The sequence below is a fragment of the Pseudomonas sp. B1-22 genome (assembly GCF_050474425.1).
Taxonomy (GTDB): domain Bacteria; phylum Pseudomonadota; class Gammaproteobacteria; order Pseudomonadales; family Pseudomonadaceae; genus Pseudomonas.
In genome coordinates this window covers 556,076-581,863 of record NZ_JBCHVH010000005.1, presented here as the reverse complement: position 1 = coordinate 581,863, position 25,788 = coordinate 556,076, and the positions used below count along the sequence as shown (strand labels likewise).

The 25,788-nt window shown below is 66.2% G+C and carries 26 protein-coding genes; 17 read left to right on the top strand and 9 right to left on the bottom strand.

The annotated features are described in order from the left end of the window. The first annotated feature begins 118 nt into the window (after positions 1-118). From aroC to ACQ5BL_RS21500, 6 genes are all read left to right on the top strand, one after another. On the top strand, positions 119-1,210 hold the full coding sequence (aroC, locus tag ACQ5BL_RS21525) for a chorismate synthase (RefSeq protein WP_243807018.1): 1,092 nt from the start codon (positions 119-121) through the stop codon (positions 1,208-1,210). A 64-nt stretch (positions 1,211-1,274) separates the two neighbouring features. Further along, a complete protein-coding gene (locus ACQ5BL_RS21520; protein WP_243807017.1) occupies positions 1,275-2,486 on the top strand; it encodes an MFS transporter in 1,212 nt (403 codons plus the stop codon). Between the two features lie 75 nt (positions 2,487-2,561). After that, positions 2,562-3,188, top strand: coding sequence for a methylthioribulose 1-phosphate dehydratase (locus ACQ5BL_RS21515; RefSeq protein ID WP_243807016.1), 627 nt, complete (start codon positions 2,562-2,564; stop codon positions 3,186-3,188). 28 nt (positions 3,189-3,216) lie between these two features. Beyond that, on the top strand, positions 3,217-3,762 hold the full coding sequence (locus ACQ5BL_RS21510) for a 1,2-dihydroxy-3-keto-5-methylthiopentene dioxygenase (RefSeq protein WP_243807015.1): 546 nt from the start codon (positions 3,217-3,219) through the stop codon (positions 3,760-3,762). A 167-nt stretch (positions 3,763-3,929) separates the two neighbouring features. Then, the gene (gene mtnC, locus ACQ5BL_RS21505; RefSeq protein WP_243807014.1) at positions 3,930-4,613 is read left to right on the top strand and encodes an acireductone synthase; all 684 of its coding nucleotides are present in this window, start codon (positions 3,930-3,932) and stop codon (positions 4,611-4,613) included. Positions 4,614-4,686: 73 nt separating this feature from the next. Beyond that, positions 4,687-4,875, top strand: a complete 189-nt coding sequence (locus ACQ5BL_RS21500; protein ID WP_207887189.1) for a PLD nuclease N-terminal domain-containing protein — start codon at positions 4,687-4,689, stop codon at positions 4,873-4,875. 573 nt (positions 4,876-5,448) lie between these two features. Here ACQ5BL_RS21500 and ACQ5BL_RS21495 read toward each other — a convergent pair. Further along, positions 5,449-5,976, bottom strand: coding sequence for a dihydrofolate reductase family protein (locus ACQ5BL_RS21495; RefSeq protein WP_243807013.1), 528 nt, complete (start codon positions 5,974-5,976; stop codon positions 5,449-5,451). Positions 5,977-6,043: 67 nt separating this feature from the next. Between ACQ5BL_RS21495 and ACQ5BL_RS21490 the strand changes: the two genes are divergently transcribed. Both ACQ5BL_RS21490 and ACQ5BL_RS21485 read left to right on the top strand, forming a co-directional pair. Beyond that, complete coding sequence (locus ACQ5BL_RS21490; RefSeq protein ID WP_243807012.1) at positions 6,044-6,622, top strand: helix-turn-helix domain-containing protein; 579 nt, start codon at positions 6,044-6,046, stop codon at positions 6,620-6,622. Between the two features lie 24 nt (positions 6,623-6,646). Further along, positions 6,647-7,180 carry a methylated-DNA--[protein]-cysteine S-methyltransferase gene (locus ACQ5BL_RS21485; protein WP_243807011.1) on the top strand — a complete coding sequence of 178 codons (534 nt, stop codon included), beginning with the start codon at positions 6,647-6,649 and terminating at the stop codon, positions 7,178-7,180. On the opposite strand, the gene ACQ5BL_RS21480 is transcribed toward ACQ5BL_RS21485, so the two are convergent. Together ACQ5BL_RS21480 and ACQ5BL_RS21475 are read right to left on the bottom strand one after the other, a co-directional pair. Next, positions 7,177-7,653, bottom strand: a complete 477-nt coding sequence (locus ACQ5BL_RS21480) for a methylated-DNA--[protein]-cysteine S-methyltransferase (protein ID WP_243807010.1) — start codon at positions 7,651-7,653, stop codon at positions 7,177-7,179. The genes ACQ5BL_RS21485 and ACQ5BL_RS21480 overlap by 4 nt on opposite strands. A gap of 2 nt (positions 7,654-7,655) precedes the next feature. After that, positions 7,656-8,561, bottom strand: coding sequence for a DNA-3-methyladenine glycosylase family protein (locus ACQ5BL_RS21475; protein WP_243807009.1), 906 nt, complete (start codon positions 8,559-8,561; stop codon positions 7,656-7,658). Between the two features lie 182 nt (positions 8,562-8,743). Here ACQ5BL_RS21475 and speE point away from each other — a divergent pair, with 182 nt between their 5' ends. The 3 genes from speE to ACQ5BL_RS21460 all read left to right on the top strand — a co-directional run bounded on the left by speE (position 8,744) and on the right by ACQ5BL_RS21460 (position 13,113). Continuing rightward, positions 8,744-9,604 carry a polyamine aminopropyltransferase gene (gene speE, locus ACQ5BL_RS21470; protein ID WP_243807008.1) on the top strand — a complete coding sequence of 287 codons (861 nt, stop codon included), beginning with the start codon at positions 8,744-8,746 and terminating at the stop codon, positions 9,602-9,604. A gap of 327 nt (positions 9,605-9,931) precedes the next feature. Then, complete coding sequence (locus ACQ5BL_RS21465) at positions 9,932-12,007, top strand: LTA synthase family protein (protein WP_243807007.1); 2,076 nt, start codon at positions 9,932-9,934, stop codon at positions 12,005-12,007. A gap of 320 nt (positions 12,008-12,327) precedes the next feature. After that, positions 12,328-13,113: a sulfite exporter TauE/SafE family protein gene (locus tag ACQ5BL_RS21460; RefSeq protein WP_243807006.1), complete on the top strand. Its 786-nt coding sequence runs from the start codon at positions 12,328-12,330 to the stop codon at positions 13,111-13,113. A gap of 9 nt (positions 13,114-13,122) precedes the next feature. Here the strand turns inward: ACQ5BL_RS21460 and ACQ5BL_RS21455 are convergent, their stop codons facing one another. Next, positions 13,123-14,139, bottom strand: coding sequence for an AraC family transcriptional regulator (locus ACQ5BL_RS21455; protein ID WP_243807005.1), 1,017 nt, complete (start codon positions 14,137-14,139; stop codon positions 13,123-13,125). A gap of 130 nt (positions 14,140-14,269) precedes the next feature. On the opposite strand from ACQ5BL_RS21455, the gene ACQ5BL_RS21450 reads away from it, so the two are divergent. The 6 genes from ACQ5BL_RS21450 to ACQ5BL_RS21425 all read left to right on the top strand — a co-directional run bounded on the left by ACQ5BL_RS21450 (position 14,270) and on the right by ACQ5BL_RS21425 (position 19,851). Further along, positions 14,270-15,745, top strand: a complete 1,476-nt coding sequence (locus tag ACQ5BL_RS21450; protein ID WP_243807004.1) for a flavin-containing monooxygenase — start codon at positions 14,270-14,272, stop codon at positions 15,743-15,745. After that, on the top strand, positions 15,729-16,676 hold the full coding sequence (locus ACQ5BL_RS21445; RefSeq protein ID WP_243807003.1) for an alpha/beta hydrolase: 948 nt from the start codon (positions 15,729-15,731) through the stop codon (positions 16,674-16,676). Before ACQ5BL_RS21450 ends, ACQ5BL_RS21445 begins: the two co-directional genes overlap by 17 nt. Beyond that, entirely contained in the window at positions 16,673-17,434 is a 762-nt protein-coding gene (locus ACQ5BL_RS21440; RefSeq protein WP_243807002.1) for an SDR family oxidoreductase, read from the top strand. The genes ACQ5BL_RS21445 and ACQ5BL_RS21440 overlap by 4 nt, the downstream gene beginning before the upstream one ends. A gap of 150 nt (positions 17,435-17,584) precedes the next feature. Beyond that, positions 17,585-18,268: a hypothetical protein gene (locus ACQ5BL_RS21435; RefSeq protein WP_243807001.1), complete on the top strand. Its 684-nt coding sequence runs from the start codon at positions 17,585-17,587 to the stop codon at positions 18,266-18,268. A gap of 382 nt (positions 18,269-18,650) precedes the next feature. Further along, positions 18,651-18,992, top strand: coding sequence for a ribonuclease E inhibitor RraB (locus ACQ5BL_RS21430; protein WP_207887148.1), 342 nt, complete (start codon positions 18,651-18,653; stop codon positions 18,990-18,992). 154 nt (positions 18,993-19,146) lie between these two features. Then, positions 19,147-19,851, top strand: a complete 705-nt coding sequence (locus tag ACQ5BL_RS21425; RefSeq protein WP_243807000.1) for a type 1 glutamine amidotransferase — start codon at positions 19,147-19,149, stop codon at positions 19,849-19,851. Positions 19,852-19,993: 142 nt separating this feature from the next. On the opposite strand, the gene ACQ5BL_RS21420 is transcribed toward ACQ5BL_RS21425, so the two are convergent. The 5 genes from ACQ5BL_RS21420 to ydcS all read right to left on the bottom strand — a co-directional run bounded on the left by ACQ5BL_RS21420 (position 19,994) and on the right by ydcS (position 25,638). Further along, positions 19,994-21,418, bottom strand: coding sequence for a gamma-aminobutyraldehyde dehydrogenase (locus ACQ5BL_RS21420; protein WP_243806999.1), 1,425 nt, complete (start codon positions 21,416-21,418; stop codon positions 19,994-19,996). A 153-nt stretch (positions 21,419-21,571) separates the two neighbouring features. Further along, the gene (locus ACQ5BL_RS21415) at positions 21,572-22,393 is read right to left on the bottom strand and encodes an ABC transporter permease (protein ID WP_243806998.1); all 822 of its coding nucleotides are present in this window, start codon (positions 22,391-22,393) and stop codon (positions 21,572-21,574) included. Next, entirely contained in the window at positions 22,383-23,234 is an 852-nt protein-coding gene (locus tag ACQ5BL_RS21410) for an ABC transporter permease (protein ID WP_243807054.1), read from the bottom strand. The genes ACQ5BL_RS21415 and ACQ5BL_RS21410 overlap by 11 nt, the downstream gene beginning before the upstream one ends. 47 nt (positions 23,235-23,281) lie before the next feature. Next, on the bottom strand, positions 23,282-24,301 hold the full coding sequence (locus tag ACQ5BL_RS21405; protein ID WP_430293235.1) for an ABC transporter ATP-binding protein: 1,020 nt from the start codon (positions 24,299-24,301) through the stop codon (positions 23,282-23,284). 164 nt (positions 24,302-24,465) lie between these two features. Further along, on the bottom strand, positions 24,466-25,638 hold the full coding sequence (gene ydcS, locus ACQ5BL_RS21400) for a putative ABC transporter substrate-binding protein YdcS (protein WP_243806996.1): 1,173 nt from the start codon (positions 25,636-25,638) through the stop codon (positions 24,466-24,468). Positions 25,639-25,788 lie beyond the last annotated feature (150 nt).

The window sequence follows — 25,788 nt, the reverse complement described above, 5'->3', positions numbered from 1 at the left end:
AGACTTCAGGCGGGGGTGATGGCGCTTTGACTCTCCCTGTCGCGGAAGGTTCGCAGGGCGGATTGACGCAGGTATACTGCTCGGCCTTTTCGATCCCCTGTCTTCCGCGGAGCCTCGCATGTCCGGCAACACCTACGGCAAGCTGTTCACCGTCACCACCGCTGGCGAAAGCCACGGCCCGGCGCTGGTCGCCATCGTCGACGGCTGCCCGCCCGGCCTGGAGATTTCCCTGGAAGACCTGCAGCGCGACCTGGACCGCCGCAAGCCCGGCACCAGCCGCCACACCACCCAGCGCCAGGAAGCCGACGAGGTGGAAATCCTCTCCGGCGTGTTCGAGGGCAAGACCACCGGCACCCCGATCGGCCTGCTGATCCGCAATACCGACCAGAAGTCCAAGGACTACTCGGCGATCAAGGACCTGTTCCGCCCGGCCCACGCCGACTACACCTACCACCACAAGTACGGCATCCGCGACTACCGTGGCGGCGGTCGTTCCTCGGCGCGCGAGACCGCCATGCGCGTGGCCGCCGGCGCCATCGCCAAGAAGGTGCTGGCGGGCATGGGCATCAGCGTGCGCGGCTACATGAGCCAGCTCGGCCCGATCGAAATCCCCTTCAAGACCTGGGACAGCGTCGAAGACAACGCCTTCTTCAGTCCCGACCCGGACAAGGTGCCGGAGCTGGAGGCCTACATGGACCAGCTGCGCCGTGACCAGGATTCGGTCGGCGCGAAGATCACCGTGGTCGCCGAAGGCGTACCGCCGGGCCTGGGCGAGCCGATCTTCGACCGCCTGGACGCCGAACTGGCCCACGCGCTGATGAGCATCAACGCGGTGAAGGGCGTGGAAATCGGCGCCGGCTTCGCCAGCGTCGCCCAGCGCGGCACCGAGCACCGCGACGAGCTGACCCCGGAAGGCTTCCTGTCCAACAATGCCGGCGGCATTCTTGGCGGCATTTCCAGCGGCCAGCCGATCATCGCCCACCTGGCGCTCAAGCCGACCTCCAGCATCACCACTCCCGGCCGTTCCATCGACGTCGACGGCAACCCGGTGGACGTGATCACCAAGGGCCGCCACGACCCGTGCGTGGGCATCCGCGCCACCCCCATCGCCGAGGCGATGATGGCCATCGTGCTGCTCGACCACCTGCTGCGTCACCGCGCGCAGAACGCCGACGTGAAGGTCAATACGCCGATTCTCGGCCAGCTTTGAGCCACAAGCTGCAAGCCTCAAGCCGGAGCTCCGGCTTTTGCTTGCAGCTTTAAGCTTGCCGCTTATGGCTGCTCTTCCGTACTGGCGTCTGTCCAGTTTCTACTTCTTCTACTTCTGCCTGCTGGGCGGGACGGCGCCGTTCCTCGCGCTGTATTTCCATCACCTGGGCTTCTCCAGCGCGCGCATCGGTGAGCTGGTCGCCATTCCCATGCTGATGCGCTGCGTGGCGCCGAACCTGTGGGGCTGGCTGGGTGATCGCAGCGGCCAGCGGCTGGCCATCGTGCGCTTCGGCGCGGTGTGCACGGCGGTGTGTTTCGCCGGCATCTTCCTCGGCCACAGCTACGCCTGGCTGGCACTGGTGATGGCCGGGCATGCGTTCTTCTGGCATGCGGTGCTGCCGCAGTTCGAAGTGATCACCCTGGCGCACCTGAGCGGGCGCACCGAAAGCTACAGCCGCATCCGCCTGTGGGGCTCCATCGGCTTCATCTGCACCGTGGTCGGCCTGGGCTGGCTGTTCGAGCGCGCCAGCCTGGATACCTACCCGCTGGCGCTCCTGGCGATCATGCTCGGCATCATTGGCGCGAGTTGCTGGGTGCCGAATGCTCAACCCCCGGCGCGCCACGACGAGGCCAGCGCCGGCGGTTTTCTCCAGCAACTGCTCAAGCCCGGTGTGCTCGCCTTCTATCTATGCGTGTGCCTGATGCAGTTGTCCCATGGCCCGTACTACACCTTCCTGACCCTGCACCTGGAAGCGCTCGGTTACGCGCGCGGGCTGATCGGCCAGCTCTGGGCGCTCGGCGTGGTGGCCGAGGTGCTGCTGTTCCTGGTCATGCCGCGCCTGCTCCAGCGCTTTTCCCTGCGCCAGGTGCTGGCGGCGAGTTTCCTGCTGGCGGCCTTGCGCTGGCTGCTGCTGGGCACGCTGGCCGGGCATCTGCCGGTGCTGCTGTTCGCCCAGTTGTTGCACGCCGCCACCTTCGGCAGCTTCCACGCCGCCGCTATTCATTTCGTCCAGCGCAGCTTCCAGGCGCGCCAGCAGGGACAAGGCCAGGCGCTCTATGCCGCACTGGCCGGCACCGGCGGCGCGCTCGGCGCGCTTTACTCCGGCTACAGCTGGGGTAGCCTTGGCCCGGCCTGGACTTTCGCCATTGCGAGCGTGGCCGCGCTGGCCGCCGCCTTCATCATCTGGACCCGTCTGAAAGCCTGTTCAGGATCTCGCGAGCTAGAGCAGAGCAAGGCAAAAACAGGCGAGAAAGCGCAGTTTACAGTTGGTAAATGAGCATTTTGAGCTTGTTTTTAACGCAGCTCTGCCGACGCGCAGCAGATCGTTAACAGGCTTTGAACGAGGACCCGCATGAACGACACCCGCGAACAATTGACCCTGCAGATCATCGAAGCCGGGCGCTTCCTCTATGGCCGCGGCTGGTCGCCGGCCACCAGCAGCAACTACTCGGCGCGCCTGGCCGCCGACCGCGCGCTGCTCACCGTTTCCGGCAAGCACAAGGGCCAGTTGGGCGTCGATGACGTGCTGGAAACCGATCTCGCCGGCAACAGCCTGGAGCCGGGCAAGAAGCCTTCGGCGGAAACCCTGCTGCATACTCAGCTCTACGCCTGGCGCCCGGAGATCGGCGCGGTGCTGCACACCCATTCGGTCAACGCCACCGTGTTGTCGCGCCTGACCGTCGGCGACCGCCTGGAGCTGGAAGACTACGAACTGCAGAAGGCCTTCGCCGGCGTCACCACCCATGAAGGCCGCGTGACGGTGCCGATCTTCGACAACGACCAGGACATCGCCCGCCTGGCCGCCAAGGTGCAGCCCTGGCTGGATGCCCATCCGGACTGCCCCGGTTACCTGATCCGCGGCCACGGCCTGTACACTTGGGGGCCACGCATGGCCGATGCCCTGCGCCAGATCGAAGCCTTCGAATTCCTCTTCGAATGCGAACTGAAAGTATTGAGCCTTCGCGGCGGCACGCGCTGAGCGAATCCGACGACCTGAGGAAGCGACCATGAGCAGCCTGACCGTCTACCACGAGTCCAATCCCGAGCAGCCCCTGAAGCTGCTGACCCATGCCGAGGATATCGCCTCGACCCTGAATGAAGTTGGCGTGCGCTTCCAGCGCTGGGCGGCCAACGCGCCCATCGCCCCCGGCGCCAGCCAGGAAGAGGTGATCGCCGCCTACCAGCATGAGATTCGCCGGCTGCAGGACGAGGAGGGCTACGTCACCGTGGACGTGGTCAGCCTGAATGCCGATCACCCGCAGAAGGACGAACTTCGCGCCAAGTTCCTCGACGAACACCGCCATGGCGAGGACGAAGTACGCTTCTTCGTCGCCGGGCGCGGCCTGTTCACCCTGCACATCGAGGATCATGTCTACGCCGTGCTGTGCGAGAAGAACGACCTGATCTCGGTGCCCGCCGGCACCCGCCACTGGTTCGACATGGGTGAGCGGCCGCACTTCGTGGCCATCCGCCTGTTCAACAATGCCGAGGGTTGGGTCGCCAAGTTCACCGGCGACGAGATCGCCAAGCGGTTTCCGTTGCTGGAAGACTGAAGCGCAGTAGCCACTGCTTTGCAGGGAGTTCGTTGCTTTTCGTAGGGCCGAGGGGGACGCCTAGTCCTTGCTCGCGAACGACCCCCGCTACGGAATCTGTTCGCGAGCAAGCTCGCTCCTACAGCCACATCCCCCGCCTGTACTAGGGGCGGACCCTTGGAGTTTCCATGCCCATCAAAGCCATCCTCACCGACATCGAAGGCACCACCAGCGCGGTCAGCTTCGTCTTCGACGTGCTCTTCCCCTATGCCGCCGCGCATCTGCCGGACTTCGTCCGCGAGCACGCCAGCGAGCCCTCCGTGGCCGAGCAACTGGCCGCCGTGCGCGTCGACAGCGGCGAGGCGAGCGCCGACACCGAGCGCTGCATCGAAATCCTCCTGGGCTGGATCGCCGAAGACCGCAAGGCCACGCCGCTCAAGGCGTTGCAGGGCATGGTCTGGGAGCAGGGCTACCGCGCCGGCCAGCTCAAGGGCCACGTCTACCCGGACGCCGTGGACGCGCTGCGCCGCTGGCACGCCGAGGGCTACCAGCTGTACGTCTATTCCTCCGGCTCGATCCAGGCGCAGAAGCTGATCTTCGGCTGCTCCGAAGCGGGCGACCTGACGCCGCTGTTCTCCGGCTACTTCGACACCACCAGCGGGCCCAAGCGCGAGGCCGAGTCCTACCGCCGCATCGCCGCCGCCATCGGCCTGCCGGGCGAGGAAATCCTCTTCCTCTCCGACGTGGTGCAGGAACTGGATGCCGCGCAGCAGGCGGGCATGCAGACCACCGGCCTGGCCCGCGAGGGTGGTGTGCTGGAAGGCCATGAAACGGTCGCGAGTTTCGCGCTGATCGACCCTGCGCGAGCCTGAACCGGCTCTCGCGCTGCGGGGGCGCGGGACGCTATCATATTCGGACCAACTTTCTCATAGAGGGATCTTGAATATGGGCTTCCTGCGCGACCTGATCGCCCTGGTCATCTTCGTCGTGGACATCTGGGCCATTCTCAATGTGGCGCGAAGCAATGCTGAGATTCCGAAGAAGATCATCTGGATTCTGGTGGTCGCCGTGCTGCCGGTGCTGGGGTTGATCGTCTGGGCGTTCGCCGGGCCACGGAGTCAGGCGCGGAGCTGAGTTTCACTTGTTTGTCCGGGCACGCGGACATGCAAATGCCGCGCTCCCCGTAGGAGCGGACTTCGTCCGCGATGCTCTTGCTCTTGGTAGGGCGAATAACGTCTAAGGCGTTATCCGCCGTTTTGGGGTTGGGTGTTTTCTGCGCCGCTTCGGCGTGTGCTGATCGCTTTTGTTTCGCCCCCTCGGGCGAGTTACTTTCTCAAACGCCAGAAAGTAACCAAAGGTCTTTGCCCCATCATCCGGCCCCGGCTTCGCCGGGGTTCCCTCGCTCCATCGAAGTTTCAGGGGCCCGCGTCGACGGGCCATCCATGGCCCAACGACGCTCTCGCGGCATCCATGCCGCTCAACCCCTGAAACTCCGATTCCACTCGGCCTCCTGAAGGGGCGCTCGGAGTGCGCGGATGTTTCACTGGAAGTCTTCAGAGCAAAACCCAAAGCCGGAGATATGGGCTCTTCGTAGGAGCGAGCTTGCTCGCGAACCGCACGGCACGGCATTCCCCGTAGGAGAGACGGGGGCGCCTAGCCCTTGTCCGCGAAATCCCTCCACCCACTCCGTAACAACCGGCTACCCCCTCAACCAAACCGATAATGCAACCGCACGCACCCGGGCTCGATGGTCTTCGCCGAGACCAGCGTCGGCGACACCCGCAACCCCGTGGCAGGGAAGAGCGGCACGCCGCCGCCGATGATCTCCGGCATCACATAGATTTCCAGCTCATCCAGTGCCCCGCGCTCCAGGAAGGCCATCTGCAACTGACCGCCGCCGAGCATCCACACGTCCCCGTCCTCCAGCGCTCGCAACTCCGCCACCAGCGCGTCGATATCGCTGCGGGTTTCCAGGGGGCCTTTCGGGTTCTCGATGGGACGTGAGGTCACTACCAGCACCCGCTGTTCCCCATAGGCCCAGGGGCTGGGGTCGGCTTCGAGAAAGTCATAGGTACCGCGCCCCATGACCAGAGTGCGGATGCGTTGGATGAACAGGTCGTAGTGGTGCTCGCCCAGTTCCAGCTTGTCGTGCTTGAACAACCAGTCCAGCCCGTGCTCCGGGGTGGCAATGTAGCCGTCGAGACTGCTGGCGATGTAGCCGAGAATCCTGGCCATGATGAATCTCCTCCGATAAGATTCGCCCAAATATATAAATGAATGTTCATTTATAAAAGAGGCTTGCATGGCACGAACCAAGACAGTCAGCGACGAAGCGATACTCGACGCCGCCATGGCGCTGATGGTGCGCGAAGGCCCGGAGGCGGTGACATTCGCTGCCGTGGGACGCGAAGTCGGGCTGTCCGCCGCGACTCTGGTGCAGCGCCACGCCACCAAGGCCGAGTTCCTGCGTGCGGTGTTGCTGCGGGCGTGGGACCAGCTCGATGCGCAGACCGCTCAGCTCGACGAGACTGCGGAGCTGAGCCCGGAAGGCGCGGTGCAGATGCTGGTGGCGATGTTCCCGGTGGGCGAGGGCGAGACCGATTACGCGGAAGGCCTGCTGATCCTGCGCGAGGACATGCGCGATCCGCTGCTGCGCGAGCGCGGCGCGCAGTGGGGCGCGGCGTTGGCCAAGGCGCTGGGGCGGCGATTGAGCGATGATCCGCACAGGCAGCCGATACTCGGCCGGCTGATGGCCAGCCAGTGGCAGGGCGCGCAGTTGTGGTGGGCCTTCGAGCGCAAGGGCGACCCCGCCAGCGCCATCGGCGCCGAGTTGCGCCGTTGGTGCGAGGTCATGCTGGCCGGCGAAAGGCTTGCGGGATAGGGCGCGGCGGCGGAGACTCGACCGATGCATTACTGCCTGATCGAAACAGACCTCGGCTGGTTCGGGCTCGCCTGGAGCCCGCAGGGGATCGTGCGCACCTATCTGCCGGGTGACTCCGTGCACTCCCTGCGCGAACGCTTCGACAAACTCGGAACCGAGACCGCCCACTGGCCGGCGTTCATCGACGAAGCGCGCCAGTTGATCCTGGGCTACGCGCGGGGCGAAGCGGTGTCCTTCGAAAACCTGCCGCTGGACCTGTCGGCGGTGAGTGATTTCCACCGCCGCGTCTATGACGACATTCTTCAACTCGGTCGCGGTGATACCACGACCTACGGCGAGATCGCCCGCCGCCTGGGCGACGTCGGCCTGGCCCGCGCGGTGGGGCAGGCGATGGGCAGCAATCCGATTCCGTTGATCATTCCGTGCCACCGCGTGCTGGCCAGCGGCGGCAGGACCGGTGGCTTCTCCGCGCCGGGCGGCAGCACTTCGAAGCTGCGCATGCTCGCGCTGGAAGGCTTCGAGGATCCGCAGTCGGCGCAGACCGCCTTCGACTTCTAGCCCTTCTCGATGGCGCCCTCCAGGCGCAGCAGCAGTTCCTTGCGCGGCAGGCCGCCGGCGTAACCGGTAAGGCTGCCGTTGCTGCCGATCACCCGGTGGCAGGGCACGATGATGCTGATGGGATTGGCGCCGTTGGCCGCGCCCACCGCGCGGATTGCCTTGGGCCGGCCGATGCGTCGCGCCAGTTCCGCGTAGACGGTGGTATAGCCGTAGGGAATCTCCAGCAGCGCCTGCCAGACCTGGCGCTGGAACTCGGTGCCGCCGGTGTTCAGGCGAACCTCGAAGCGCTGGCGCTTACCGGCGAAGTACTGGTCAAGCTGTCGGGCCACCTCGTCCAGCAGCGGGCTGCCTTGTTGCCAGTCCGACTCGGGGTAGTGGCGGGTTTCCAGGTCCATATAGAGCATTCGCAGGCCGCTTTCGTCGCCGGCCAGCAGCAGGCGGCCGGTGGGGCTGTCGTGGTAGCGGTAGTGCATGGTCATCCTCCGGTGCGGCCACCCTGGGAGTAGGCGTGCCACAGATAGACGGCGGCGTAGGCGCGCCATGGCCGCCAGGCTTCGGCGCGACGCTGCAGGTCGCGCGCGGTGATGCCCTCGGCGCCCCAGACCGGCGACTTGAGCAGGCCCAGGTCGGCGGTGGGGAAGGCGTCCGGATCGCCGAAGGCGCGCAGGGCGACGTACTCGGCGGTCCAGGGGCCGATGCCGGGGAGGGCGCAGAGGCGCTTCACCAGGTCCTCGGCGCCATCCTCCACGTGCAGCGCCAGGGTGCCGCTGGCGCAGGCGGCGGCGAAGCGTTGCAGGGTTTCCACCCGCTTGCCAGGCATGCCGATACCAGCGAGGTCGGCATCGGCCAGGGCTTGGGGCGTGGGGAACAGTCGGCTCGGCTGGCCCTCGGTTTCACCGGGCAGTGGTTCGCCCAGGCGTTGCACCAGCCGGCCGACAATGGTCACCGCGGCTTTCACCGTGACCTGTTGGCCGACGATGGCGCGCACCGCCTGTTCGAACGGATCGAACGCGGTGGGCAGGCGCAGTCCTGGCGCCTGCAGGATGAGCGGGCCGAGCAGCGGGTCGCTGCCCAGGTGTTCGGCGATATGGCCGGGGTCGCTGTCCAGGTCGAACATCTTGCGCACCCGCGCCGCCAGCGCTTCTGCGTGTTGCGGGGCGAGATGGATTTCCAGCTCGAGCTCGGCGCTATCTTCCAGCGGACGCACGCTGAACCAGCCGCTCTCATCGCCGATGCGCACGCTGCGGGCGTAGCGGTCGGCCGACAGGCATTCGACGCCGGCCAGGCTGCGCAGTGCGAAGTGGCCGTGGAACTGCTGCCAGTCCCACGGCGCGCGATAGGGCAGGCGGATGATCCGGGGTGTCGGGGATGCGTTTTTCATGCAGCGACCTTACCTGTTGTGGCTTCGGCTGTCGTCCCGGCGCTGACTTTCAAACTGCCCGGCTGTGAGCCTGGCCGACAACGGGGTTCGACCTGTCATCGTCGGCCACGTAGAATGCGCGCCTCTTTCGGGGCGGCCCGGCCGTCCCCTCCTATTGTCTTGTCCCGACGGGAGCCCACCCCATGCACGATTACCAGGAAACCCTCTACGACGGCTATGGCCAGCGTTTCAGCGTCGACAGGATGCTCCACGAGGTGCGCACCGAACACCAGCACCTGGTGATCTTCGAGAATGCCCGCATGGGCCGGGTTATGGCGCTGGACGGCGTGATCCAGACCACCGAGGCCGACGAGTTCATCTACCACGAGATGCTCACCCACGTGCCGATCCTCGCCCACGGCGCGGCCAAGCGCGTGCTGATCATCGGCGGCGGCGACGGCGGCATGCTGCGCGAGGTGTCCAAGCACGCCAGCGTCGAGCACATCACCATGGTCGAGATCGACGGCACCGTGGTCGACATGTGCAAGGAATTCCTGCCGAACCACTCCCAGGGCGCCTTCGACGATCCGCGCCTGAACCTGGTGATCGACGACGGCATGCGCTTCGTCGCCACCACCACGGAGAAGTTCGACGTGATCATCTCCGACTCCACCGACCCCATCGGTCCGGGCGAGGTGCTGTTCTCGGAAAACTTCTACCAGGCCTGCCACCGCTGCCTGAACGAGGGCGGCGTGCTGGTGACCCAGAACGGCACGCCCTTCATGCAACTGGACACGGTGCGCAATACCGCCGGCCGCATGAACGGTCTGTTCGCCGACTGGCACTTCTACCAGGCGGCCGTGCCGACCTACATCGGCGGCTCGATGACCTTCGCCTGGGGCTCGACCAACCCGGCGCTGCGTAAGGTCGACGCGGCCACCCTGGCCCAGCGCTTCTCCGCCAGCGGTATCCAGACCCGCTACTACAACCCGGCCATCCACCAGGGCGCCTTCGCCCTGCCGCAGTACGTGCTGCAGGCCATCGGCAAGCCGGCCAACGACTGACAGCCGCTTCGCCATCGCCCGCGTGCTGCCCGGCGCCGCTTCCCGACTCGGGGAGCGGCGCCGATCCGGTGACCAACGGTCAGTCATGACAGTTTCTTCACCCGCCGTGCGGCACTGTGTCCGCCGTCTGGCGGTCGTAGCCCTGTCGCCTGGTGCTCGTATCATTCCGAAACGATTGTCCGCATCGGCTTAATGTCGGCTGCAGCGGTGCCGAATAGAATGCGCGGCCACTGCTTTTACGCTGTAATGCCGCAGTTTTCGCGCTCACGCAGGGCCCCGCACGGGCGGCGCTCCTTCGAACCCACACGTTCACAACGGAACCTAGAAATGGGCCAACCAGAAGTCCTGACCAATCGCCAGAACGGTGCGAGCCTCACGCGGCCCACCGTCTCCAGCCATCTGGCGTTCACTGCGCTCAGCGTTCTTGCGCTGATGGCGATGTTCTCCCTGCTGCGTCTTGCGCTGTTCATCTACAACCGCGAGCTGGTGGGCAGCACGCCGGCCTCCACCTTCGTCGAGGCCTTCATCACCGGCATGCGTTTCGACATTCGCGTGGTGGTCTACATCATCGCGCCGGTGGTCTTCGCTACCGCCAGCGCCCGTGCCATGGGCTGGCGCTGGCTGTGGAAGGCCTGGCTGACCGCAACCGCGAGTCTGACGCTGTTCCTCGGCGTGCTGGAGATGGACTTCTACCGCGAATTCCACCAGCGCCTGAACAGCCTGGTGTTCCAGTACATGGCCGAAGATCCCAAGACGGTCATGAGCATGATCTGGTACGGCTATCCGGTGGTCCGCTACCTGCTGGCCTGGGCCTTCGCCACCTGGCTGCTGTACATGCTGTTCCGTGGCATCGACCGCGCGACCCGTCCGAGCGCCTCCGGCCCGGCGATTGCCGCCTGGTACGTTCGCGCCGTGGTCATGCTGGCGGTCGTGGCAGTCTGCGTCGTCGCCGCCCGTGGCACCCTGCGCCAGGGCCCGCCGCTGCGCTGGGGCGATGCCTTCACCACCGACTCGATGTTCGCCAACCAGCTGGGCCTGAACGGTACCCTGACCCTGATCAAGGCCGCCGAAAGCCGCTTCTCCGAGGATCGCGACAATATCTGGAAGGCCACGCTGCCCGATGAGCAGGCCCGCGAGACCGTGCGCAAGATGCTGGTAATGCCGTCCGACAAGCTGGTCGATGCCGACGAAGCGGCGGTCCGCCGCGACTACACCCCGCCGGCCGACGGCACCCTGCCGATCAAGAACGTGGTGGTGATCCTGCTGGAAAGCTTCGCCGGCCACTTCGTCGGCGCGCTGGGCGGGGAGGGCAACATCACGCCGTACTTCGACAAGCTCTCGAAGGAAGGCCTGCTGTTCACCCAGTTCTTCTCCAACGGCACCCACACCCACCAGGGCATGTTCGCCACCATGGCGTGCTTCCCGAACCTGCCGGGCTTCGAATACCTGATGCAGACGCCCGAGGGTGGCCACAAGTTCTCCGGCCTGCCGCAACTGCTGTCGGCGCGCAAGTTCGAGGACGTCTACGTCTACAACGGCGACTTCGCCTGGGACAACCAGTCCGGCTTCTTCGCCAACCAGGGCATGACCTCCTTCATCGGCCGCAACGACTACGTGAACCCGGTGTTCTCCGACCCGACCTGGGGCGTGTCCGACCAGGACATGTTCGCCCGCGGCAACGAGGAACTGGACAAGCTCGATGCAACCGGCAAGCCGTTCTATGCCCTGCTGCAGAGCCTGTCGAACCACGTGCCCTACGCACTGCCGAAGGACCTGCCGGTGGAGCGCGTGACCGGCCACGGCAGCCTCGACGAGCACCTGACCGCCATGCGCTATTCCGACTGGGCGCTGGGACAGTTCTTCGAGAAGGCCAAGAAGTCGCCGTACTACAAGGACACCCTGTTCATCGTGGTGGGTGACCACGGCTTCGGCGCGCCCGAGCAGCTGACTGAAATGGACCTGTTCCGCTTCAACGTGCCCTTCCTGATGATCGCTCCGGGCATCCAGGAGAAGTTCGGCGCCACCCGCGACACCGTCGGCACCCAGATCGACATCGTGCCGACCATCATGGGCCGCCTGGGCGGCGAGACCCGCCACCAGTGCTGGGGCCGTGACCTGCTGAATCTGCCCGAAGGCGACAAGGGCATCGGCGTGATCAAGCCCTCCGGCAGCGAGCAGGTGGTGGCGATCATCAACGGCAACCGCATCCTGATCAAACCCAAGGAAGGCGACATCCGCGTCTACGATTACAAGGTCGGCAAGGACTTCGGCGTGACCCGTGTGGAAAACGCGCCGGACCAGGAAGACCTACGCGTGCGCCTGGAGTCCTTCATCCAGACCGCGACCAAGAGCCTGCTGGACAACACCGCCGGTGTAGTGGACGGCAAGCCTGACGCGAAGTGATTGCCGGGTAAGCGCAAAAGGGGCCTTCGGGCCCCTTTTTCTTTGGGGCCGGGTGCGAGTGCGGAAAGCGCTCCGATTCCCCCGTAGGAGCGGACTTCGTCCGCGATCAGCTTCCGCGTGGGGCCATCGCGGACGGAGTCCGCTCCTACAGTCAAGCCCCGGGCGGCGTTCCAGACGGCGCGGCGCGGAAAAGCACAACCGGGCTTCAGGTGAAAACAAGTTATAAAGTAAGACCACATCGGTCTAATGCATTATAAGAAAAGTCGCTATCCTGCCGCCCACACCACGAGGTGATCAGTTTCGCCAGTCAGGACGCGTAGATGGAAGTTGGCAATATCGGTTTCGTGATCGCGGGTCTTGTCGTTGGCTTTATCGTTGGTATGACCGGCGTCGGCGGCGGTTCGCTGATGACCCCCATCCTCCTCTGGTTCGGTATCAATCCTGCCGCCGCGGTAGGCACCGACCTGCTGTACGCCGCCATCACCAAGTCCGGCGGTGTCCTGGTTCATCGCAAGAACGACAACATCGACTGGCGCATCACCGGCTGGCTCGCCCTCGGCAGCGTGCCGGCGGCGGCGCTGACCCTGCTGTTCCTGCACAATCTGCACGCCGATACGGCGGCGATGAACAGCATCATCAAGCATGCCCTGGGCGTCGTCCTGCTGCTCACTGCGCTGGCCGTACTGTTCAAGAAGCAGGCGCTGGCCTTCGCCCAGCGCCACGCCGGCGACAGCTTCCACTTCAGCGGCCCGAAGCTGAATTCCCTGACCGTCGTCACCGGCGCCGTCCTCGGTGCCATGGTCGCGCTGACCTCCATCGGCGCTGGCGCGCTGGGTACCGTGGCGCTGTTCGTGCTCTATCCCTTCCTCGCCACCCGCCGTCTGGTAGGCACCGAGATCGCCCACGCCGTACCGCTCACCCTGGTCGCCGGCCTCGGCCACGCCAGCATGGGCAACATGGACTGGGGCCTGCTCGGCTACCTGCTGATCGGCTCGCTGCCGGGCATCTACATCGGCAGCCACCTGGCCGGCCGTGTTCCGGACGGCGTGCTGCGTCCCTGCCTGGCGGTGATGCTGGCCTCGATCGGCTACAAACTCGTTTTCTGATCCTGGTGCTCAGCCCCGGCGGAAACGCCCCGGCGACACGCCTTTCCAGCGGCGGAAGGCATGAATGAAGTTCGACACTTCCCCATAGCCGAGCCGCTCGGCGATCTCCTCCAGACGAATCACGCCCGTGGCCAGCAACTCCTCGGCCAGGGCCTGGCGCACCTCGTCCACCAGCGCGCGGAAGCTGCTGCCTTCGGCGTCCAGGCGGCGGCGCAGGGTGCGCGAGGTCATGTGCATTGCCGAGGCCATCTGCTCCATGTCCGGCAGCCGTCCGGGCGTGGCCAGCAGGCGGTCGCGGATCTGCCCGGACAGCCCGGTGCGTACCTGGCGCCGGGCGAGCAGGGCGCGGCACTGTTCCTCGCAGCGCAACGCCACTTCCGGGTTGGCGCCGGGCAGCGGCAGTTCGAGGATGCGGCTGTCGAAGATGATGCGGTTCTCCGCCTGGCCGAACAGCGGCCGGACACCCAGTTCGTCGATGTAGGGCTGCACGTCGCCGGGCGCTTCGCGGCGGAAGCTGACGTGACGCACCGGTGCCGGCTGGTTGGTCAGGTCGCGCTGGATGCGCAGCACGCCGCCGCCGTCGCGCTCGATCAGGAAGTCGCGCAGGTCCTCCGGGATGGCGTCGTCGTCCAGCACCAGGTGCGCCTCGCCGTCGTGCTCCTCCAGGCGCATGCGGTGGAAGGCGTAGGTCAGGTCGAGGTAGCGCAGCCCCAGGCGCGCGGCGCTGAGGAAGGTGGCGCTGCTGAGCAGGGCGAAGCCCCAGATGCCATAGGTGTTGAGGTGGTAGCGCAGCCCTGCTTCGAGGCCGATCCCGGGGATATGCCCCAGGTGCCGGGTCAGATTGCGTACCAGGCGTAGCTCCTGCTCGGCGTCCACTTCCGCGCCGGGATCGGCGAGCACGCCGATGTCCAGGCCGGTATCGCCCAGGCATTGTTCCAGGTTCAAGCCATGGTCCAGGCCGAACTGCGTCAGCAGTTGCACGCTGACGGCGCTGCGGCGCGGCGACCAGTGTGGAGTGGCAGGCATCGCAATCCTCGTCGGACAATCTGACCGAAAGTCACAATTTTATGTCCGACTATGCCATAACCCGGGGACGAATGAAGCCCTAGGATGTTCCCATCCGCCATCGGGCGGGAACACCACCGGGAGCACAACAATGACAAACACTTCCCCCGGGTCGGCTGCCGTGCGCGTGCTGATCATTGGCGCGGGCTTCGCCGGCCTGGGCCTGGCAATCCGTCTGAAGCAGGAAGGCATCGACGACTTCCTGATCCTCGAAAAAGCCGGCGACGTCGGCGGTTGCTGGCGCGAGAACCGCTATCCCGGCGCCGCCTGCGACGTGCCTTCGCACCTGTATTCCTTCTCCTTCGAGCCCAAGGCCGACTGGTCGCGCAAGTTCGCCCCGCAGGCGGAAATTCTCGACTACGCCCGGCACTGCGCGGACAAGTACGGCCTGCGCGAACGCATCCGCTTCCACTGCGAAGTCAGCGCGGCGAGCTTCGACGAGGCGGCCGGGGAGTGGCGGGTGACCTGCGCCAATGGCGAGGTGCTGCGCGCCCAGTCGCTGGTCTGTGCCCTCGGCCAACTGAGCCGGCCACTGATTCCGCATCTGCCTGGCATCGAGCGTTTCCAGGGCAAGGCCTTCCACTCCGCGCAGTGGGATGACCAGGCGAAGCTGCAAGGCGGCCGCGTGGCGGTGATCGGCACAGGCGCCAGCGCCATCCAGTTCGTTCCGCAGATCGCGCCGAAGGTGGCTGAACTGCTGCTGTTCCAGCGCAGTGCGGCCTATGTGATTCCCAAGCCGGACCGTCCCTATGCCGCCTGGGAGCGCAGCCTGAAGGCGCGCCTGCCGTGGCTGCAACGGCTCGATCGTGGGCTCAAGTACATCCAGCACGAGGCGCGGGCGCTGGCCTTCACCGTGTTCCCGCCGCTGATGAAGGTGATGCGCCTGAGCTTCCATCGTCACCTGCAGCGGGGCATTCCCGACGCCGGCCTGCGCGCGCGGCTGGAGCCGGATTATCCGCTGGGCTGCAAGCGCATCCTGATCAGCAACGACTACTACCCGGCGCTGGCGCGCAGCAATGTGAAGCTGGTGGATACCGGCATCCGCGAAGTCACCGAGGACGCCATCGTCACCCGCGACGGCCAGCGCCATCCGGTGGATACCATCATCTACGGCACCGGTTTCGCCGCCACCGAGTTCCTCGCGCCGATGCGCGTCCAGGGCCTCGGCGGGCGCGAGCTGAACCAGGCGTGGAAAGAGGGCGCCGAGGCCTACAAGGGCATCAGTGTCAGCGGCTTCCCCAACCTGTTCATCCTCTACGGGCCGAACACCAACCTGGGGCACAACTCGATCATCTACATGCTGGAAAGCCAGTTTCCCTACGTGCTCGGCTGCCTGCAGCGGATCCGCCGCGAGGGCCTGAAGTACCTGGACGTGAAACCCCAGGTGCAGCAGCGTTTCAACCAGCACCTGCAGCACGAGTTGCGCCATACCATCTGGGAACGCGGCTGCAACAGCTGGTACAAGACTGCCAGCGGGCGCAATACCGTCAACTGGCCGGGCTTCACCTTCCGCTATCGCCAACAGACTCGTCAGCCGGAGTTCGCCGACTATGACTGCATCCGTTGAACCGCAGGTGCCGCTGTCCCTTGGCCAGAAGATCCTCACCGCTGCCTTGCGCGGCCTGCTCAACCTGCTGTTCCGCGGCCTGATGGGGCCGCAGTTGCCGGTGCAGGCGCAGCGCGCGCTGCTGCGCGGGCTGACCGCCGCGACCCTGACGCCGCGTGGCGTGCAGCGCGAGCAGACGACTCTGGGCGGGCTGCCCTGCGAAGTCTGGCGGCCCCGCGAGGGCAGGGCGGGGACGGTGATCCTCTACCTGCACGGCGGCGCCTATCTGGTCGGCTCGCCGGCCACCCACCGGGCCATCACCGCCAACCTGGCGCGGCTCTGCCAGGCGGAGGTCTGGGCGCTGGATTACCGCCTGGCGCCGGAGCACCCGTTCCCGGCCCAGCGTGATGATGCGGTGGCGGCCTACCGCGCGCTGCTGGACAAGGGCATCCCGTCTTCGGCCATTGCCATTGCCGGGGATTCCGCCGGCGGCCACCTGACCCTGCAACTGGCGCTGCAAGCGAAGGCGCTCGGCCTGCCGGCGCCCGGTGCGCTGGTGACCTTCTCGCCGGTGACTGACCTGACTTCCGAGCACCTGCACGCACCGGCGGCGGGCGATCCCCTGATTACCCGCGCCTGGATCGACAGCGCCATGGCGATGTTCTGCCCGCCCGGCGTGCCTCGCGGTGATGCGCAGCTGTCGCCGCTGTATGCCGATCTCACCGGCCTGCCGCCGCTGCTGATCCAGGTCGGCGAGGATGAAGTGCTGCGCAACGATAGCCTGCGTTTTGCCGATGCCGCTCGGCGCCATGGCGCCGTGGTGAAGCTGCAGCGCTTCCCGAACTGCTGGCACGTATTCCAGGCCCACGCCGGGGTGCTGAAGGTGGCCGACCGCGCCCTGCAGGATGTCGCCAGTTTCGTTGCCCAACATCTGCAGGGAGTGCGTGGATGAACAACATCCTGATCAGCGGCGCCGCCTCGGGCATTGGCGCCGCTACCGCAAGGCTCTTCCACCAGCGTGGCTGGCGCGTCGGCCTGCTCGACCTGAACCCCGAGCCGCTGGCGGCGCTTGCCGTGGAGCTCGGCGGCGCCTGGCGGCGTGCGCTGGATGTCACCGATGCCGAGGCGGTGACTGCCGCCGTACGCGAATACGCCGAAGACAGCGACGGCGGTCTGCGCCTGCTGTTCAACTGCGCGGGCATCCTGCGCTTCGGCCGCTTCGAGGACATCAGCCTGGCCGATCACCAGCGCATCATCGCGATCAACGTGCAGGGCGTGCTCAACTGCTGCCATGCCGCGCTGCCATACCTCAAGCGCACGCCGGGCGCGCAGGTGCTGAACATGGGCTCGGCCTCGGGACTGTACGGCGTGCCGCAGATGGCCAGCTATTCCGCCTCCAAGTTCGCCATTCGCGGGCTGACGGAGGCGCTGGAGCTGGAGTGGCGCGAGCACGGCATTCGCGTCGCCGACCTGATGCCACCCTTCGTGCGCACGCCGATGGTCGCCAGCCAAGCGGTCGAGCCGCCGGTACTGCGCCGGCTGGGCGTGACCCTGAGCGCCGAGGACATCGCCCAGGCGGCCTGGCGCCAGGCGCAGAGCCGGGCGGTGCACCGGCCCATTGGCGCGCTGTTCCGGGCGATGTACTGGTCCGGCCAGCTGTCGCCGCCGGCGCTCAATCGCTGGGTGATGGCCTGGCTCAGCCGCGCCTGAGATTCGCCGCGAGAGATCGCGCACGCTCTGTCTCAAGGCTTTGCGCGATTTTCATCGAGGGGCTGCCCGTGACGGCCGGAGCCTCGTAGACTCCCACGCCGGCGCCGTGGATGCGGCGCCGGTTCGTACGGTCTTCAAGGAATCTGCTCCATGCAGCGCCCCCGCCTTTCCTGGAAAGCGGCCTGGCAACAGGCCTGGAACGATGTCACAAGTCCTTTCGATCGCCTCAGCGAAGGGGCTTTTGGCGTGGTCATGGCCTTGACCATCATCTCGGTCATTCCCGCCGCCGCCGACGGCGCCGGGCGTTACGACCTGATCGTCGCCGCGCTGGGCTGCAACCTGGCCTGGGGAATGGTCGACGCGATGATGACCCTGGTGGGCATCCGTGTCCGCCTGGATCATGCCCACGAGCGTCTGCATGCCCTGCGCGGGGCGGAACAGGAGGCCTGCTTCCGCGACGGCCTGCGCGACTTTCTTCCCGACGTGGTGGTCGATGGCATGTTGCCCGACGAGGTGCAGCGCATGCACCGTAATCTGCTGGCCTCCGGGATGGGAACCGGCGCGGCGCCGAGGCTGGGCCGCGAGCACTGGCTGGCCTGGCTGGTGCTGGGCTCGCATACCTTCGTCGCCACCTTCCCGATCATCCTGCCGTTGCTGCTGGTTCCTGACGACCTGTTGGCCTTGCGCGCCGCCCAGTCGATCGGGCTGGCCATGCTGTTCATCCTGGGGTGGCGCTTGGCGCGCTGGGCCGGCGGCTCGCCGTGGAAGTCCTCGCTGGGCTTCACCGCCCTCGGGGTGCTGATGACCGGCATCTGCCTGGCCCTGGGCGGATAGTGTTTCAGGCTGTTTCAGCCGTGGGTGTTGGTCTTCGGCTGAAACCTGCGCGGCGCTGCGACCTTGTGCTGGGCGTGCTGGGCGTGCTGGTGCCGGGTACCGGTCGTGCCGAATTGCCGCCTGTCGCCGCTGCCCGGGCTGAAACGGTGAAGTAGCGGCAACTCGCCGGCAGAGGCGCTACGCTGGTGAGGTAGCCTTCGCAATCCGCCAAGGGATAGTGCCTTTCAGCGTGTTCGGCGGATCTGGCTTCCAATGGGGGGACGTTGTTTGACTTGGCGTTTCCTGTGGCACATAGAGGTGCCCGGAACGCATCCTTGCCGCCGGCAAGGGGCGTTCGTTGGCGGGAAATAAACTCTGAACGTCTCGAAAGGAGGTGCGTACCATGGAAAAGCCCCTCTCGGAGGATATCAGCGTCAACGTGTTGCGCCGGATGAAGGAGGGTGGCTTCGATTTCGCTCGCATTCATCCCATCGATTTTTTCGCCATCTTTCCCGATGAACAGAATGCCCGTAAGGCCGCCCGGCAATTCCGCGGCGAGTCGCTGAGAGCGCAGGTCGAAGCCCGCGACGATGGTGGGTGGAGCCTGCAGATCAGCAAGGTGATGTTCGCGACCCACGCGGGCATCGGCGCCTTCGAACACGACCTGGAGGAAGTCGTGGCGCCGCTGGGAGGTGTTCTGGACGGCTGGGGCGTGACCCAGGAAGTGAGTTCCCTGCGTCCCTAGCAGCAACGCGTTCCGGGCCGTCGACTGACGGCCATGATTGTCTACCCGCAACCGCATACGCGCCGTCACCCACCGTGACGGCGCGGTTTACGTGCGGGTACGCCGGGGTTTATGGCGACTTCTCGATACGGCAGACTGCCGTGCGGAGGTGACCATGACCGATATTCTGATTCTGACCCACGTCGATTTCTGCCCGCCGGGCCACCTGGCCACGGTGCTGGACCGTTGCGGCCTGTCGTTCGAGGTGCGCCGCGCCGACCTCGATGAGCTGCAGGGCTATGACCTGGAGCGGCCTAGGGCGGTCGCGATCATGGGCGGGCCGATGAGTGTCAATGACGATACGCCGTGGCTGCGTACGGAAATCGCGGCGATCCGCCGTTTCATCGAGCGCGACGTGCCGATGATCGGCCACTGCCTGGGTGGGCAATTGCTGGCCAAGGCGCTGGGCGCGGACATCCGTCGTCTGCCCTACACCGAAATGGGCTGGCAGCCGATGCGTCGCCTGGAGTCGCAGAGCCCGTGGCTGGCGCACTTGCCGGACGAATTCCCGATCTACCAGTGGCACGGCGATACCTTCGACCTGCCCGAGGGTGCGACGCACCTGCTTTCCAGCCCCTGGTGCGAGAACCAGGCCTTCAGCTTTGGCGAGCGCATCCTCGGCCTGCAGGGACACCCGGAGATGACCGAGGAACTGGTGAGCGGCTGGATCAATGGCTGGCCGGAATACCTCGACCCCAGCCAGCCGAGCCAGGAAAGCGCGGAGGTGATGCTGGCCGAGCTGCCGCAGAAGGTCGCGGCGATGAACCGGGTGGCGGAAGGGTTCTACAGCCATTGGCTGAAGCTGGCCGGGTTGGTTTGATCGGCGCCTCGCTTCACACCCATGGTGCATGGCGCACTTTGTAGGATGGCGTGGAGCGCAGCGATACCCATCGATGCCGCGCTTCCGTCAGCATGGGTATCGCTGCGCTCCACCCATCCTACGTGTCACGTACCCAGCCGCTTCAATGCTTGATCATGATGTGCCGCGCCACGGTGTAGTCCTCCAGGCCGTACATCGACAGGTCCTTGCCGTAGCCGGACTGCTTGAAGCCGCCGTGGGGCATTTCGCTGCACAGCATGAAGTGGGTATTCACCCAGGTGCAGCCGTACTGCAGGCGCGCGGCTACCCGTGAGGCGCGGCCGACGTCGCGGGTCCAGACCGAGGAGGCGAGACCGTAGTCGGAGTCGTTGGCCCAGCGCACCGCCTCGTCCGCATCGCTGAAGGGCGTCACCGAGACCACCGGGCCGAACACCTCGCGGCGGACGATCTCGTCGTCCTGCTCGGCATTGGCCACCACCGTCGGTTCGTAGAAGAAGCCCTTGCCGCTGACGATGTTGCCGCCGGTGGCGATGCGGATGTGCGGGCTGGCCTTGGCCCGTTCGACGAAGCCGGAGACGCGCTCGCGCTGCGCCGCGGTGATCAGTGGGCCGAGTTCGGTGTTCGGGTCGTTCTGCAGCCCCGTCTTCAGGCTGCCGACGGCGCTGGCCAGGTCGGCGACGAAGTTGTCGTAGATCTTCTTGCCGGCATAGATGCGGCAGGCGGCGGTGCAGTCCTGGCCGGCGTTGTAGAAGCCGAAGGTGCGGATGCCGGCCACCACGTCCGCAAGGTCCGCGTCGTCGAACACAATCACCGGGGCCTTGCCGCCCAGTTCCATGTGCAGGCGCTTCACGCTGTCGGCGGCACTCCTGATGATCGCCTTGCCGGTGCCCACCGAGCCGGTGAGGGAAACCATGCGTACCAGGTCGTGGCTCACCAGTGGCGAGCCTACGGTCGGGCCACGGCCGAAGACCAGGTTGACCACCCCGGCGGGGAACAGCTCGGCGATGAATTCGGCCACGCGCAGCGCGGTCATCGGGGTCTGTTCCGAGGGCTTGAGCACCACGCAGTTGCCGGCGGCCAGGGCCGGGCCGAGTTTCCAGGCGGCCATCATCAGTGGGTAGTTCCACGGCGCGATGGAGGCGACCACGCCCACCGGGTCGCGGCGGATCATCGAGGTGAAACCGGGCAGGTATTCGCCGGCGGCGGAGCCGGGCAGCACGCGGCAGGCGCCGGCGAAGAAGCGGAACACGTCGGCGATGGCCGGGATCTCGTCGTTCAGCGCGGCGGAGTAGGGCTTGCCGCAGTTGTCGGATTCCAGGCGGGCCAGCTCCTCGGCGTGCTCCTCGATGCGGTCGGCCAGGCGCAGCAGGAGCATGGCGCGGTCCTTCGGCGCGGTCTGCGACCAGCTGTCGAAGGCATGGTCGGCGGCGCGTACGGCGGCGTCCACCTGCGCTTCGCTGGCCTCGGCGATCTGCCCGAGCACCTCGCCGGTGGCGGGGTTGAGGATGTCCAGCTTCTCGCCTTCGCCGGCGATGAACTGGCCGTTGATCAGGAGTTTGGTTTGCATGGGGGCTCCTCCTTCAATGGGTTTCCCCTCACCCCAACCCTCTCCCGGAGGGAGAGGGGGCTGTCCTCTGCACAGTGGTATCCCGCTGCACGGATGCTCCCTCTCCCTTCAGGGAGAGGGCTGGGGAGAGGGCGTTTCGCAAAACGCCAAGAGTCATTTCCCACTCCCCGCCACGTCGCTGGTCCCGCGCGTCAGGTAGTAGGCGCCGAGGATCGGCAGCATGGTGGCGAGCATCACCAGCATCGCCACCACGTTGGTGATCGGCACGTCGCGCGGGCGGGTCAGCTGGTTGAGTAGCCACAGCGGCAGGGTGCGCTCGTGGCCGGCGGTGAAGGTGGTGACGATGATCTCGTCGAACGACAGGGCGAAGGCCAGCATGCCGCCGGCCAGCAGCGCCGTGGCGATGTTCGGCAGGATGATGTAGCGGAAGGTCTGCCAGCCGTCGGCGCCCAGGTCCATGCTGGCCTCGATCAGGCTGTGCGAGGTGCGGCGGAAGCGGGCGATGACGTTGTTGTAGACGATCACCACGCAGAAGGTCGCATGGCCGATGACGATGGTCAGGAAGCCCGGCTCGATGCCGAGGGTCTTGAATGCCGAGAGCAGGGCGATACCGGTGATGATGCCGGGCAGGGCGATGGGCAGGATCAGCATCAGCGAGATGCTCTCCTTGCCGAAGAAGTCGCGGCGGTACAGCGCGCCGGCGGCCAGCGTGCCAAGGACCATGGCGATCAGCGTGGCCACGCAGGCGATCTTCACCGACAGCCAGATGGAGTCGAGCACGTCGCCGCGCTGGAAAGCGATGCTGAACCACTTCAGGGTGAAGCCCTGCAGCGGGAAGCTGTAGGCGGACTCCTCGGTGTTGAAGGCGTAAAGCAGGATCACCAGGATCGGGAAGTGCAGGAACACCAGCCCACCCCAGGCAGCCAGGCGCAGGAACCAGGAGGGGCGATCCGTGGAATGTGCGTCAGAGCGCATCGAAGGCCCCCAGCCGCTTGGCGATGGACAGGTACACGGCGATCAGAACGATGGGCACCAGGGTGAAGGCCGCTGCCAGCGGCATGTTGCCGATTGCACCCTGCTGCACGTAGACCATGGTGCCGATGAACAGCCCGCTGGGGCCCACCAGCTGGGGGATGATGAAGTCGCCCAGGGTCAGGCTGAAGGTGAAGATCGAGCCGGCCACCACGCCGGGAAACGCCAGCGGCAGGACCACCTGGAAGAAGGTCTGCCGCGGATGCGCGCCGAGGTCCGCCGAGGCTTGCAGCAACGACGGCGGCAGGCGTTCCAGCGAGGCCTGGATCGGCAGGATCATGAACGGCAGCCAGATGTAGGTGAACACCCAGAAGCGCCCGATGTGCGAGGTGGACAGGGTGTTGCCGCCGACGCCGGGCACGTCCAGCAACAGGCCGAGCGGAGCGAGCAGGTGCAGGCGCTCGATCACCCAGTAAAGGATGCCGCCCTTGGCCAGGATCACGGTCCAGGCATAGGCCTTGACGATGTAGCTGGCCCACATCGGCAGCATTACCGCGATGTAGAAGAAGGCCTTTTCCTTGGGCCCGGCGTAGCGCGCCATGTAGTAGGCGATGGGGAAGGCGAGGATGGCGCTGGCGATGGAGACGCTGATGGCCATGCCCAGGGTGCGCAGCACGATGTCGTAGTTGGCCGGGTTGATCAGCGCCTTGTAGTTGGCCAGGGTCAGCTCCGGCGTTACCGCCATGGTGAAGTCGTCGAAGGTGTAGAAGCTCTGCCAGAGCAGGGCGAACAGCGAGCCGATGTAGATCACCCCGAACCACAGCAGCGGCGGAATCAGCAGCATCAGCAGGTACAGCGTACTGCGCCGGTAGAGGAAACTGGAGATCGCCCTCACGGCGCGGGCTCCTCGAGCAGCGGGACCAGCGCGCTGCGTGCCCAATGGGCGGTGACCGTGTCGCCCGGTTTCGGCCGCTGCTCCTCGCGTTCGCCATTGGGCAGGGCCGCGACCAGGCGGCCGCCGTTATCCAGTTCGATCTCGTAGCGGCTGCTGGCGCCCATGTACTGCACGTCGAACAGGGTGCCGCTGACTTCCAGCTCGCCGTCGCCGGCACGGCCGAAGCGTACGTGCTCGGGGCGCAGGGAGTGCGGCCGGGTTTCGCCGAGCAGGCGCTGGGCGAGGTCGCCGCGCAGCACGTTGGCGGTGCCGACGAACTCGGCGACGAAGCGCGTGGCCGGTTTCATGTAGAGGTTGCGCGGGGTGTCGACCTGCTCGATGCGGCCCTTGTTGAACACCGCCACGCGGTCGGACATGGACAGCGCCTCGCCCTGGTCGTGGGTGACGAAGATGAAGGTGATGCCCAGCTGGCGCTGCAGCTTCTTCAGCTCCACCTGCATCTGCTCGCGCAGCTTGAGGTCCAGTGCCCCGAGGGGTTCGTCCAGCAGCAGCACGCGCGGGCGATTCACCAGGGCGCGGGCCAGCGCCACGCGTTGTCGCTGGCCGCCGGAGAGCTGCGCCGGCTTGCGGGAGCCGTAGCCGCCCAGGGCGACCATGCCCAGGGCTTCCTCGGCGCGTTTCAGGCGTTCGGTTTTGGCCACGCCCTTCACCTTGAGGCCGTAGGCCACGTTGTCCAGCACGTTCATGTGCGGGAACAGCGCGTAGTCCTGGAACACGGTGTTGACGTCGCGCTCGTAGGGCGGCAGGCCGGCGGCTTCATGGCCATGAATACGGATGGAGCCCGAAGTCGGCTGCTCGAAGCCGGCGATCAGGCGCAGGCAGGTGGTCTTGCCCGAGCCCGACGGGCCGAGCATGGAGAAGAACTCGCCATCACGGATCTCGATGGACACCCGGTCGACGGCGCGGACGTCGCCGTAGTGACGGCTCACCTCGGTGAACTGGACGGCTGTGGGCATGCTGCTGGCTACCTGAGTGGCGGGGCTGCATCAGAAAAGGTAGCGCATGGGGGCGAGGGTGCTCGGGAGGGGGCTCTTCGTAGGAGCGAGCTTGCTCGCGAACCCGCTGCGGGGCTGTTCGCGAGCAAGCTCGCTCCTACAGAAAAGCGGTCAGTGCCGGGGGATCACCTCCCGCCCATGATCGCGATGTAGTCCTGCGTCCACCGGCTGTATGGCACGCACTGCCCCTGGGCGCACTTGGCCTGCGGGGTCTTCCAGAAGGCGATGCGGTCGAACTGGTCATAGCCGTTGGTGGCGCAGCCCTGCGGACCGAGCAACTGGCTGCCGGTGCAGCCGGCGGGTGAGGCGGGCACCGAGCCGAACCAGGCGGCCACGTCGCCCTGCACCTTGGGTTCCAGCGACCAGTTCAGCCACTTGTAGGCGCAGGTCGGGTGCTTGGCGTCGACGTGCATCATGGTGGTGTCGGCCCAGCCGGTCACCCCTTCGACCGGGATGGTCGATTCGATCGGCTGCTTCTCGCCCACCAGCGCGTTGACCTGGTACGGCCAGGAGCCGGACGCGGCCACGCCCTCGTTCTTGAAGTCGCTCATCTGCACCGTGGCGTCATGCCAGTAGCGGTGGATCAGCTTCTGCTGGTCGCGCAGCAGCTTGAGGGTGGCGGCGTACTGTTCCTCGTTGAGCTCGTAGGGGTCCTGGATGCCCAGGGCGGGATTGGTGGTCTTCAGGTAGAGCGCGGCGTCGGCGATATAGATCGGCCCATCGTAGGCCTGCACACGGCCCTTGTTGCTCTTGCCGTCGGGCAGCTTCTGCTCGCTGAACACCACGCTCCAGCTCAGCGGCGCCTTGGGGAAGACCTTGGTGTTGTACATCAGCACGTTCGGGCCCCACTGATAGGGCGTGCCGTAGTGCTTGCCGTCCACCGTGTGCCACGGCGCGTTCTGCAGGCGCGGGTCGACGTTCTTCCAGTTGGGCACCAGGGCGATGTTGATCGGCTGCACGCGCTTGCCGTAGACCAGCCGCAGGGAGGCATCGCCGGAGGCGGTGACCAGGTCGTAGCCGCCCTTGGCCATCAGGCTGACCATCTCGTCGGAAGTGGCGGCGGTCTTCACGTTGACCTTGCAGCCGGTGTCCTTCTCGAACTGGGTCACCCAGTCGTAGTTCTTGTCGCTCTCGCCGCGTTCGATGTAGCCGGGCCAGGCGATGATGTCGAGGGCGCCTTCGGGTTGGCCCAGTTGCTTGAGCGCCTCGGCGGCCTGGAGGGAGGCGCTGCCGAGCAGGCTGGCGCAGGCGAAGGCCAGCGCCGCGACTTTCCCTGAAGACAAATGCACTGATGACATGAGTCGACTCCTGTTGTTCTTCGTTGTCGGAGCCTCTGCGGCCGAACCGCGCCGTAAGGTCGGCACCTGGTTGATAGCGATGTGCCCTATCGGGAGGGGCTCTTGCAGCGTAGTTCCGGCCCCGGAGACTGACAAGAAAGCCCCTGTGCC

Excerpts from the sequence above, each read along its gene's own strand:
- aroC (WP_243807018.1), top strand. The coding sequence starts at position 119 with ATGTCCGGCAACACCTACGGCAAGCTGTTCACCGTCACCACCGCTGGC.
- ACQ5BL_RS21520 (WP_243807017.1), top strand. The coding sequence starts at position 1,275 with ATGGCTGCTCTTCCGTACTGGCGTCTGTCCAGTTTCTACTTCTTCTAC.
- ACQ5BL_RS21515 (WP_243807016.1), top strand. The coding sequence starts at position 2,562 with ATGAACGACACCCGCGAACAATTGACCCTGCAGATCATCGAAGCCGGG.
- ACQ5BL_RS21510 (WP_243807015.1), top strand. The coding sequence starts at position 3,217 with ATGAGCAGCCTGACCGTCTACCACGAGTCCAATCCCGAGCAGCCCCTG.
- mtnC (WP_243807014.1), top strand. The coding sequence starts at position 3,930 with ATGCCCATCAAAGCCATCCTCACCGACATCGAAGGCACCACCAGCGCG.
- ACQ5BL_RS21500 (WP_207887189.1), top strand. The coding sequence starts at position 4,687 with ATGGGCTTCCTGCGCGACCTGATCGCCCTGGTCATCTTCGTCGTGGAC.
- ACQ5BL_RS21495 (WP_243807013.1), bottom strand. The coding sequence starts at position 5,976 with ATGGCCAGGATTCTCGGCTACATCGCCAGCAGTCTCGACGGCTACATT.
- ACQ5BL_RS21490 (WP_243807012.1), top strand. The coding sequence starts at position 6,044 with ATGGCACGAACCAAGACAGTCAGCGACGAAGCGATACTCGACGCCGCC.
- ACQ5BL_RS21485 (WP_243807011.1), top strand. The coding sequence starts at position 6,647 with ATGCATTACTGCCTGATCGAAACAGACCTCGGCTGGTTCGGGCTCGCC.
- ACQ5BL_RS21480 (WP_243807010.1), bottom strand. The coding sequence starts at position 7,653 with ATGCACTACCGCTACCACGACAGCCCCACCGGCCGCCTGCTGCTGGCC.
- ACQ5BL_RS21475 (WP_243807009.1), bottom strand. The coding sequence starts at position 8,561 with ATGAAAAACGCATCCCCGACACCCCGGATCATCCGCCTGCCCTATCGC.
- speE (WP_243807008.1), top strand. The coding sequence starts at position 8,744 with ATGCACGATTACCAGGAAACCCTCTACGACGGCTATGGCCAGCGTTTC.
- ACQ5BL_RS21465 (WP_243807007.1), top strand. The coding sequence starts at position 9,932 with ATGGGCCAACCAGAAGTCCTGACCAATCGCCAGAACGGTGCGAGCCTC.
- ACQ5BL_RS21460 (WP_243807006.1), top strand. The coding sequence starts at position 12,328 with ATGGAAGTTGGCAATATCGGTTTCGTGATCGCGGGTCTTGTCGTTGGC.
- ACQ5BL_RS21455 (WP_243807005.1), bottom strand. The coding sequence starts at position 14,139 with ATGCCTGCCACTCCACACTGGTCGCCGCGCCGCAGCGCCGTCAGCGTG.
- ACQ5BL_RS21450 (WP_243807004.1), top strand. The coding sequence starts at position 14,270 with ATGACAAACACTTCCCCCGGGTCGGCTGCCGTGCGCGTGCTGATCATT.
- ACQ5BL_RS21445 (WP_243807003.1), top strand. The coding sequence starts at position 15,729 with ATGACTGCATCCGTTGAACCGCAGGTGCCGCTGTCCCTTGGCCAGAAG.
- ACQ5BL_RS21440 (WP_243807002.1), top strand. The coding sequence starts at position 16,673 with ATGAACAACATCCTGATCAGCGGCGCCGCCTCGGGCATTGGCGCCGCT.
- ACQ5BL_RS21435 (WP_243807001.1), top strand. The coding sequence starts at position 17,585 with ATGCAGCGCCCCCGCCTTTCCTGGAAAGCGGCCTGGCAACAGGCCTGG.
- ACQ5BL_RS21430 (WP_207887148.1), top strand. The coding sequence starts at position 18,651 with ATGGAAAAGCCCCTCTCGGAGGATATCAGCGTCAACGTGTTGCGCCGG.
- ACQ5BL_RS21425 (WP_243807000.1), top strand. The coding sequence starts at position 19,147 with ATGACCGATATTCTGATTCTGACCCACGTCGATTTCTGCCCGCCGGGC.
- ACQ5BL_RS21420 (WP_243806999.1), bottom strand. The coding sequence starts at position 21,418 with ATGCAAACCAAACTCCTGATCAACGGCCAGTTCATCGCCGGCGAAGGC.
- ACQ5BL_RS21415 (WP_243806998.1), bottom strand. The coding sequence starts at position 22,393 with ATGCGCTCTGACGCACATTCCACGGATCGCCCCTCCTGGTTCCTGCGC.
- ACQ5BL_RS21410 (WP_243807054.1), bottom strand. The coding sequence starts at position 23,234 with ATGCTGCTGATTCCGCCGCTGCTGTGGTTCGGGGTGATCTACATCGGC.
- ACQ5BL_RS21405 (WP_430293235.1), bottom strand. The coding sequence starts at position 24,301 with ATGCCCACAGCCGTCCAGTTCACCGAGGTGAGCCGTCACTACGGCGAC.
- ydcS (WP_243806996.1), bottom strand. The coding sequence starts at position 25,638 with ATGTCATCAGTGCATTTGTCTTCAGGGAAAGTCGCGGCGCTGGCCTTC.